9 protein-coding genes are annotated in these 8969 nt (G+C 66.7%); 1 reads left to right on the forward strand and 8 read right to left on the reverse strand.

Translation table 11 applies throughout. The annotated features are described in order from the left end of the window. Nucleotides 1-35: 35 nt before the first annotated feature. The 5 genes from trpD to ACFY0U_RS17835 all read right to left on the reverse strand — a co-directional run bounded on the left by trpD (nucleotide 36) and on the right by ACFY0U_RS17835 (nucleotide 5409). Nucleotides 36-1100 carry an anthranilate phosphoribosyltransferase gene (trpD, locus tag ACFY0U_RS17815; RefSeq protein ID WP_388636227.1) on the reverse strand — a complete coding sequence of 355 codons (1065 nt, stop codon included), beginning with the start codon at nucleotides 1098-1100 and terminating at the stop codon, nucleotides 36-38. Between the two features lie 120 nt (nucleotides 1101-1220). After that, the gene (locus tag ACFY0U_RS17820) at nucleotides 1221-2861 is read right to left on the reverse strand and encodes a cytochrome bc complex cytochrome b subunit (protein ID WP_388636229.1); all 1641 of its coding nucleotides are present in this window, start codon (nucleotides 2859-2861) and stop codon (nucleotides 1221-1223) included. Beyond that, nucleotides 2858-3919, reverse strand: coding sequence for a Rieske 2Fe-2S domain-containing protein (locus ACFY0U_RS17825; RefSeq protein ID WP_388636231.1), 1062 nt, complete (start codon nucleotides 3917-3919; stop codon nucleotides 2858-2860). Before ACFY0U_RS17825 ends, ACFY0U_RS17820 begins: the two co-directional genes overlap by 4 nt. Continuing rightward, nucleotides 3916-4725 (reverse strand): c-type cytochrome, encoded by an 810-nt coding sequence (locus ACFY0U_RS17830; RefSeq protein WP_388636233.1) that lies wholly within the window; start codon nucleotides 4723-4725, stop codon nucleotides 3916-3918. Before ACFY0U_RS17830 ends, ACFY0U_RS17825 begins: the two co-directional genes overlap by 4 nt. 63 nt (nucleotides 4726-4788) lie before the next feature. Beyond that, nucleotides 4789-5409, reverse strand: a complete 621-nt coding sequence (locus tag ACFY0U_RS17835; protein ID WP_388636235.1) for a heme-copper oxidase subunit III — start codon at nucleotides 5407-5409, stop codon at nucleotides 4789-4791. Nucleotides 5410-5598: 189 nt separating this feature from the next. Between ACFY0U_RS17835 and ACFY0U_RS17840 the strand changes: the two genes are divergently transcribed. After that, complete coding sequence (locus ACFY0U_RS17840; protein WP_388636237.1) at nucleotides 5599-6000, forward strand: hypothetical protein; 402 nt, start codon at nucleotides 5599-5601, stop codon at nucleotides 5998-6000. A gap of 9 nt (nucleotides 6001-6009) precedes the next feature. On the opposite strand, the gene ACFY0U_RS17845 is transcribed toward ACFY0U_RS17840, so the two are convergent. The 3 genes from ACFY0U_RS17845 to ACFY0U_RS17855 form a co-directional block, all read right to left on the reverse strand. Beyond that, a complete protein-coding gene (locus ACFY0U_RS17845; RefSeq protein ID WP_388636239.1) occupies nucleotides 6010-7272 on the reverse strand; it encodes an Ig-like domain-containing protein in 1263 nt (420 codons plus the stop codon). A 131-nt stretch (nucleotides 7273-7403) separates the two neighbouring features. Further along, nucleotides 7404-7802, reverse strand: a complete 399-nt coding sequence (locus ACFY0U_RS17850; protein ID WP_388636241.1) for a cytochrome c oxidase subunit 4 — start codon at nucleotides 7800-7802, stop codon at nucleotides 7404-7406. Beyond that, on the reverse strand, nucleotides 7799-8969 hold a 1171-nt coding region (locus ACFY0U_RS17855), incomplete at its 5' end, for a cbb3-type cytochrome c oxidase subunit I (protein ID WP_388636243.1). The genes ACFY0U_RS17850 and ACFY0U_RS17855, both read right to left, overlap by 4 nt.

An 8969-nucleotide genomic window follows, 5' to 3' on the forward strand; every position in this document is an offset into this window, starting at 1 on the left:
CCGTGTCCGGATCGCGGGACGACAGCCGGTGGATCTCAGGCGTTGCTGGCCGCCACCCAGCGCTCCAGCGTCCGCTTGGCCGCGGCGGAGTCGATCGACTCGGCCGCCTTCGCCATACCGGCCCGGATCTGGTCCACGAGCGGTGCCTCCGTCGGCGTCAACGCCACCAGCGCGGCAGCCGAGTTGAGCAGTACGGCGTCCCGTACCGCTCCTCGCTCGCCGTCCAGCAGACGCCGCGCGACCTCGGCGTTGAACGAGGCGTCCGCGCCCCGCAGCGCCTCCACCGGAACCAGTTCGATACCGACGTCCCGCGGGTCGAAGGTCTCCTCGCGCACCTTGCCGTCGCGGACGATCCACACCCGTGAGGTGGCCGTGGTCGTCAGCTCGTCGAGACCGTCGTCACCGCGGAAGACCAGCGCGGAGGAGCCGCGTTCGGCCAGCACTCCGGCGATGAGCCCCGCCATCCGGGTGTCGAAGCAGCCGACCGCCGAGGCGGTGACCCGGGCGGGGTTGGTCAGCGGGCCGAGCAGATTGAACGAGGTCGGGATCCCGAGGTCCCGGCGGACCCCGCCGACGAACCGCATCGACGGGTGGAACTTGGCCGCGAAACAGAAGGTGATGCCGGCCTCGTCCACCACCTGGGCCACCCGTGCGGGCGACAGGTCCAGGTTGATCCCGAGCTTCTCCAGTACGTCGGAGGAGCCGCTCGCCGAGGACGAGGCCCGGTTGCCGTGCTTGACGACCTTCGCCCCGGTGCCCGCGATCACGATGGCGGACATCGTCGAGATGTTGACCGTCTTCGCCCGGTCGCCGCCGGTGCCGACGATGTCGACGGCCGGTCCGGGGATGTCCAGCGGCTGCGCGTGCGCGTACATCGCCTCGACGAGACCGGTGATCTCCTCGACCGTCTCCCCCTTGGCCCGCAGCGCCACCATGAACCCCGCGATCTGGGCGTCCGTGGCCTCGCCGCTCATGAAGCGGTCCATGGCCCACGCCGTGTCGCCGGAGCTCAGGTCCTGCCCGCCGAGCAGGGCGCTCAGTACCTCGGGCCAGGAACGGCCCGCCGCGATGTCGCCTCCAGCGGGGGTCACAGCGCTCATAAGGCCGCTCCAGGATGTCGTAGAAGAGTGTGCCCCCACCCTATCCAGCCGCAGGGCACGGCAAAGGGCCCCGTCCGGTGTTCGGACGGGGCCCTTCGGTGCGCGTGGCGAGCGCAGCGATCAGTGGTGGCCGTGGCCGCTCGTGATCTCCTTGTACTCCTCAGCGGTCGGCTTGGGGATCTGGGACTCCTCGCCGAAGTAGGCCTTGCTCAGCTTGACCCGGAGCTTCTCGGAGCCCTTCACCTTGCGCTCGACGCCGTTCTCGTCGACCGTCGGGCCGATCTCGGCCGGCACGTACTGCTCGTGCGCGGTGAGCGTGTGCAGCGCGTCCTGGCTGAGCGGCTCGTGCACCTCGATGAACTCACCGTGCGGCAGGCGCTTGATGATGCCGGACTCGCGGCCGTGCAGCACCTTGTCCTTGTCGCGGCGCTGAAGGCCGAGGCAGATCCGCTTGGTGACGATGAACGCGAGCACCGGCGCGACGAAGAACGCGATCCGGACGAACCAGGTGATCGAGTTGATCGACAGGTGGAAGTGCGTGGCCCAGAGGTCGTTTCCACCACCGATGAGCAGCACCATGTACCAGGTGATCCACGCGACACCGAAGGCCGTACGCGTCGGGGCGTTGCGCGGGCGGTCCAGGATGTGGTGCTCGCGCTTGTCGCCGGTGACCCAGGCCTCGATGAACGGGTAGACCGCGATCGCGACCAGGACCAGCGGGAAGATCATCAGCGGGACGAACACACCCAGGACGAGCGTGTGACCCCAGAAGTCGATCTCCCAGCCCGGCATGACACGGATCAGGCCCTCGGAGAAGCCCATGTACCAGTCGGGCTGGGCGCCGGTCGACACCTGGTCCGGGCGGTAGGGGCCCATGGTCCAGATCGGGTTGATCGTGGCGATCGCCGAGATGACCGCGATGACGCCGAAGACCAGGAAGAAGAAGCCTCCGGCCTTGGCCGTGTAGACCGGGAACAGCGGCATGCCGACCACGTTCTTGTTGGTCTTGCCCGGGCCCGCGTACTGCGTGTGCTTGTGGACGAACACCAGGATCAGGTGCGCCACCAGCAGGCCGAGCATGATGCCCGGCAGCAGCAGGATGTGGACCGAGTAGAAGCGGGCCACGAAGTCGCCGCCCGGGAACTCGCCGCCGAAGAGGAAGAACGACAGGTACGTGCCGACGATCGGCACGGACAGGACCGCGCCCTCCATGAAGCGGACACCGGTGCCGGAGAGCAGGTCGTCCGGGAGCGAGTAACCGGTGAAGCCGGTGAACATGCCCAGGACGAACAGCAGGAAGCCGAACAGCCAGTTGACCTCACGCGGCTTGCGGAACGCGCCCGTGAAGAACACGCGCATCATGTGCACGAACATGCCGGCGAGGAAGATCAGCGCCGCCCAGTGGTGGATCTGCCGGATCAGCAGACCACCGCGCACATCGAAGGAGATGTGCATGGTCGAGTTGAACGCCTCGGACATCAGCTGTCCCTGCAGCGGGACGTAGCTGCCGTGGTACTCCACCTCGTTCATCGACGGGTGGAAGAACAGCGTCAGATACACACCCGTGAGGATGATGATGATGAAGCTGTACAGGCAGATCTCACCCAGCATGAACGACCAGTGGTCGGGGAAGATCTTGCGCATGTTGGACTTGGCCAGGGAGTAGATCCCCAGCCGCCCGTCGGCCCAGTCGGCGAGCTTCTCGCCGGCCGGTGCCTTCCCGCGGTCGCGGGCGGGCTCGTTGTTCTCGTTGGTGCTCATCCGCGCTCCCAGAAGGCAGGACCGACAGGCTCTTCGAAGTCGCCCTGCGCTTCGAGGTAGCCCTCGTCGTTCACGGCGATGCGCAGCTGCGGCAGGGCGTGACCGGCGGGGCCGAAGATCACTCGGGCACCGTCGGAGAGGTCGAAGGTGGACTGGTGGCAGGGGCAGAGCACGTGGTGCGTCTGCTGCTCGTACAGGGAGATCGGGCAACCGACGTGGGTGCAGATCTTCGAGTACGCGACGATGCCTTCGTGCGACCACTCGAGCTCGCGCTTGTCCTTGATGTCGTCGGGCTGGAGCCGGACGATCATCAGGGCCGCCTTGGCGATCTCCGTCTGGAACTCGTGGTCGTGCTCCTCCAGGCCCTCGGGCTTGGCGAAGGTGAGCGAACCGACGGCGACGTCCGAGGGACGCAGCGGCTCGTTCGTGTTCATGTTGACGAGCAGCAGCCCCTTGCGCCACATGGTGTGGCGGAGCTTGGTCCCGGGCAGCGGGCCGAGGTCACGCAGCAGCACGACTCCGGACAGCGGCACCAGGGTGAGCGCGCCGATCATCGTGTTGCGGATCAGCTTGCGACGGCCGATCGCGGACTCCTTGGTGCCCGCCTTCCAGTCCTCGAAGACCTTCTCGCGCACCTCGGCGGGGGCCGAGATCTCGTGCCGCTCGTCGACCATCTCCTCGTCGGACATCAGCGTGCGGGCCCAGTGGACCGCGCCCGCGCCGATCGCGAAGAGCGCCACACCGAGGGTCAGACCGAGCGCGAAGTTCAGCGCGTTGATGTGACCGATCGGGAAGACGAAGATCGACTTGTCGTGCGGCACCGCCACGTACGAGGCGATGAAGCCGACCGTGGCCAGCATCGACAGCGTGAACAGGAAGGCGACCACACGCTCGGACCGCCGGGCGGCGACCTCGTCGATGTCCTGGACGCGGTGCTCGTGGGGCGGCAGGCCGGGGTCGGCGAACGGGTTCTTGTCGTCCGCGACGCTTACCGCGCCATGTGCGTCCTGCTCTGCGGGCAGGTTCTCGTTCTCTTCCGGAATGTCTTGGCTACTCATGACTTCTTGGCCTTTGCGGTCCGGGCGGCGAGCCAGACGGCAACCGCGATGAGCGAACCGAGTCCGAACACCCACGCGAACAGACCCTCACTGACCGGACCGAGTCCGCCCAGTTCGAGGCCGCCGGGGCTCTCGGTGTCGTCGCCGTTGACCGCGTCGAGGTACGCGATGATGTCCTGCTTGTTCTGCTCCGACAGGGTGGTGTCGGGGAACGACGGCATGTTCTGCGGGCCGGTCTGCATGGCCTCGTAGATGTGCTTCGGGGAGACGCCCTCGAGGCTCGGCGCGAACTTGCCGTGCGTCAGCGCGCCACCCTTGCCGGTGAAGTTGTGGCACTGCGCGCAGTTGGTACGGAACAGCTCGCCACCCTTGGCGATGTCCGCTCCGTCCGGGCTGTACTCGTTCTCCGTCGGGATGGCCGGACCGGCACCCAGCGAGGAGATGTACGCGGCGAGCTGGTCGATCTCGGCCTGCGTGTAGATGACCTTCTTCTTCGGGACCTGCGCGCCCGGCTGCTGGGCCGGCATACGGCCGGTGCCGACCTGGAAGTCGACGGCCGCGGCGCCCACACCCACGAGGCTCGGGCCGTCGGTGGTGCCCTGACCACCGGTGCCGTGGCAGCTTGCGCAGCCGACGGCGTAGAGCTTCTTGCCCTCCTCGATGGTGAGGGACTGGGCGGTCTCATCGGCCTGCGCCTTGTCCGCGGGTGCGAACGCGGCGTACAGCCCCCCAGTGGCCGCCAGCGCGAGGAGTAGGACGACGACCGCCGCCAGCGGATGGCGTCGTCGTGCGGAGAGCTTTTTCACGGATTACCCCGGTGTCAGGATCTTCTGCGTCGATGCTTCTGGAATGTGCGGGAGCGGGCCCGGCTACTTGATCAGGTAGATCGTGGCGAAAAGGCCGATCCAGACGACATCGACGAAGTGCCAGTAGTAGGACACGACGATGGCGGCGGTCGCCTGCTCGTGCGTGAACCTCTTGGCCGCGTAGGTGCGGCCGAGGACGAACAGGAAGGCGATGAGGCCACCCGTCACGTGCAGGCCGTGGAAACCGGTGGTCAGGTAGAAGACCGAGCCGTACGGGTCCGAGGAGAGCGAGAGCCCGTCCTTCTTGACCAGCTCGGTGTACTCGTACACCTGACCGCCGATGAAGATCGCACCCATCACGAACGTGACGATGAACCACATCCGGAGCTTCTTCACATCACCGCGCTCGGCGGCGAACACGCCGAGCTGGCAGGTGAGGGAGGAGAGCACCAGGATCGTGGTGTTGGTCGCCGAGAACGGAAGGTTCAGCGCATGCGCCATTTCCTTCCAGTGGTCGGGACCCGTCACCGATCGCAGGGTGAAGTACATCGCGAAGAGGGCCGCGAAGAACATCAGCTCGGAACTCAGCCAGATGATGGTTCCGACGCTGGTGAGGTTCGGCCGGTTGACCGACGGGTGCGCGTGCCCGGTTTCTACTGTCGTTGCTGTCGCCACGACCGACATTATGTCGGTCGCTTATCCCGCCCTCACTCCCGGGGGTGCCGTTCGGGGTGTCCGCAGCGTGTGGACTGCCCGTATGGCCCATCGCAGGGGTGTTCAAGCGGGTGTTGACGAGGTGTTCAAGGGAGTAGCATCCGCCGCATCGGGCTTGGCCCGTTCATGGCCGTACGACACTGATGTCACGGAGGAACCATGCAGGCGACCGCCACGGTGCTGGTCTACAGCGACGACTCCAACACCCGCGAGCAGGTGCGGCTCGCGACCGGACGCAGGCCCGCTCCGGACGTCCCCCAGGTCGAGTTCGTGGAGTGCGCGACGCCTGCCGCCGTCATCAAGGAGCTGGACCGGGGCGGTATCGACGTCTGTGTCCTGGACGGCGAGGCCGTGCCCATGGGCGGCATGGGGCTGTGCCGGCAGGCCAAGGACGAGATCTTCAACTGCCCGCCGGTGCTGCTGCTGATCGGGCGGCCGCAGGACGCCTGGCTGGCCACCTGGAGCCGTGCCGAGGCCGCGGTGACGCATCCCGTGGACCCGGTGGAGTTCGCGTCGGCGCTGGCGTCCCTGCTGCGTCAGAAGAGGGCTCTGAGCGCCTGACACGGCCGCTCAGACCGATTCGGGACGCAGTCTCGCCTTCTCCTCCGGGCGGGGGCCGTCGGGGCTTCCGCCCACCAGCGCGCTGCCCTTGCGCCACTTCTTCCAGCCGAGGTTCCAGTCCCCGAAGCCGTTGCCGAAGGCTTCCATGGTGTCGCCGTAGGAGTTCACGACCTTGACGACGTCACCCTCACGGACGTTCTCGTAGAACCACTCGGCGTTGCCGGTGCTCATGCCCGTGCAGCCGTGGCTGACGTTGGCGTAGCCCTGTGACCCCACCGACCAGGGGGCGGCGTGCACGTACTCGCCGCTCCAGGTGACGCGGGTGGCGTAGTAGACGGGCAGGTCGTACGACTCCGAGGAGCCCTCGGCGATACCGATGCTGGTGCCGCGCATCCGTACGAAGTACTCCTTGCCGAGTACGACCTTGACGCCGTTGCGGGTCTCGAAGCCGGGCTTTCCGGTGGTGACCGGGATCTCGTTGATCGCCTTGCCGTTCTTGTAGACCGTCATCGAGTGCGAGGACGCGTCCGTGACGGCGATGATCCGGTCGCCCGTGGTCAGCCGGAGGGGCTTGACCTTGCCGCCCCACAGCCGGTCGCTGATCTTGACGCCGTCCAGGTTGCTTCGAACCTGGATGGTGGCCTTGGTGGGCCAGTACTCCTTGGGGCGGTAGTGGAGTTCCTTGTCGTCCACCCAGTGCCAAGCGCCTTCCACGGCCGGAATCGAGTCGACCTTGAGCGCGCGCTCGACTATGGCACGTTGTGCCATGTCCTTGACGGGTTTGCTGAGTTCGGCGGTGATGGGCTGGCCGACGCCGTACTTGCCCGCCTTGGGGCCGAAGGTGACCTTCAGGCGCTTCTTGGTGAGGGGCTTGCCGGTGTCGAAGGTGAGGACCTTGCGGCCGGGCGCCCCGTCCTCGTCCTCGGTGCTCACCCGCACCGTGTAGTGGGCGCTGGCGGCCAGCGGGCTGGTGCTGTGCCAGCGGGTGCCGTCGGCGGAGAGTTCGCCCGCCACATAGCGTCCTGTCGCGTCCAGGGCCGTGACGTCCGTGATGCGCCCGTCGTCGTCCTCGGCGGTGACTTCCAGGGGCTTGTCCGGGTCGGCCTTCTTGCCGTCGCCCGAGGGGCCGTTGAAGGAGATCTGGTCCGCCGCGTCGTACGGCGCCGCCGACAGCGGGTTGCCGTCGCCGCCACAGGCGGTGGCGCTCGCGGTCAGGGCGACCACGAGCAGGGTGCAGGAGATGACGGTGCGCGTACGCGGAGTCTGGCTCATGACTTCACGCTAGGAAGCTTCGTCAGCCGCGGCGCGGTGGGTGACTCGTAAGGGGGAACGGCACTGCTGCAAAAGCGGGAAGCCCGGACACTCCGTACGGAGTGTCCGGGCTTCTTCGAGCTCAGCTCGTGCTACTGGGTGCGGTTCTCACCGCGGTAGTACTCGAAGACCCAGCCCCACAGGCCGACCAGGATCAGCGGCGCCGAGAAGTACATCAGCCACCAGCCGATCGCGATCGACAGGAACGCCAGCGCGCCACCGATGGCGAGCGAGAGCGGCTGCCAGCTGTGCGGGCTGAAGAACCCGATCTCGCCGGCGTCGTCCGCGACGTCCGCTTCCTTGTTGTCCTGTGCGCCGACGTCGACCCGCTTGGCCGTGAAGCCCAGGTAGAAGCCGATCATGATGCACAGGCCGAAGGCCAGGAAGAGGGCCGTGGTACCGGCCGGCTCCTTCGACCACACGCCGTAGACGACCGCCATGGCGAGCACGAAGACGCTCAGCCACATGAACATCCAGCCTTGGACCTTCACTTGCCGGCCTCCTTGCCACCAGCCAGGGCCTTCTCACCGTGAGGCGCGTTCTCGAGCTGGTCGAGAGCCGCGATCTCCGGGTGATGCAGGTCGAACGCCGGGGATTCGCTGCGGATCCGCGGCAGGGTGAGGAAGTTGTGCCGCGGGGGCGGGCAGGACGTCGCCCACTCGAGCGAGCGGCCGTAGCCCCACGGGTCGTCGACCTCGATCTTCTTGCCGTACTTGGCCGTCTTCCACACGTTGTAGAAGAAGGGCAGGATCGACGCGCCGAGGACGAACGAGCTGATCGTCGAGATCGTGTTCAGGGCGGTGAAGCCGTCGGCCGCGAGGTAGTCCGCGTAACGACGGGGCATGCCCTCGGCACCCAGCCAGTGCTGGACCAGGAAGGTGCCGTGGAAGCCGATGAACAGCGTCCAGAAGGTGATCTTGCCGAGGCGCTCGTCGAGCATCTTGCCGGTCATCTTCGGCCACCAGAAGTGGAAGCCGGAGAACATCGCGAAGACGACGGTGCCGAACACCACGTAGTGGAAGTGCGCCACCACGAAGTAGGAGTCCGAGACGTGGAAGTCCATCGGCGGCGAGGCCAGGATGACACCGGTCAGACCACCGAAGGTGAAGGTGATCAGGAAGCCGGTGGCCCAGAGCATCGGTGTCTCGAAGGACAGCGAGCCCTTCCACATCGTTCCGATCCAGTTGAAGAACTTCACGCCCGTCGGCACGGCGATGAGGAACGTCATGAAGGAGAAGAACGGCAGGAGCACTCCGCCGGTGACGTACATGTGGTGCGCCCACACCGTCACGGACAGACCGGCGATCGAGATCGTCGCGGCCACCAGACCCATGTAACCGAACATCGGCTTACGGGAGAAGACCGGGATCACTTCGGAGATGATGCCGAAGAACGGTAGGGCGATGATGTACACCTCTGGATGGCCGAAGAACCAGAAGAGGTGTTGCCATAGCAAGGCCCCGCCGTTGGCGGAGTCGAAGATATGGGCGCCGAACTTGCGGTCCGCCTCCAGGGCGAACAGCGCGGCCGCGAGGACCGGGAAGGCCAGCAGGACCAGCACAGCGGTCAGCAGCACGTTCCACACGAAGATCGGCATGCGGAACATCGTCATGCCGGGCGCGCGCATGCAGATGATCGTGGTGATGAAGTTGACCGAG

Source organism: Streptomyces sp. NPDC001536, assembly GCF_042894505.1.
Classification (GTDB): Bacteria; Actinomycetota; Actinomycetes; order Streptomycetales; family Streptomycetaceae; genus Streptomyces.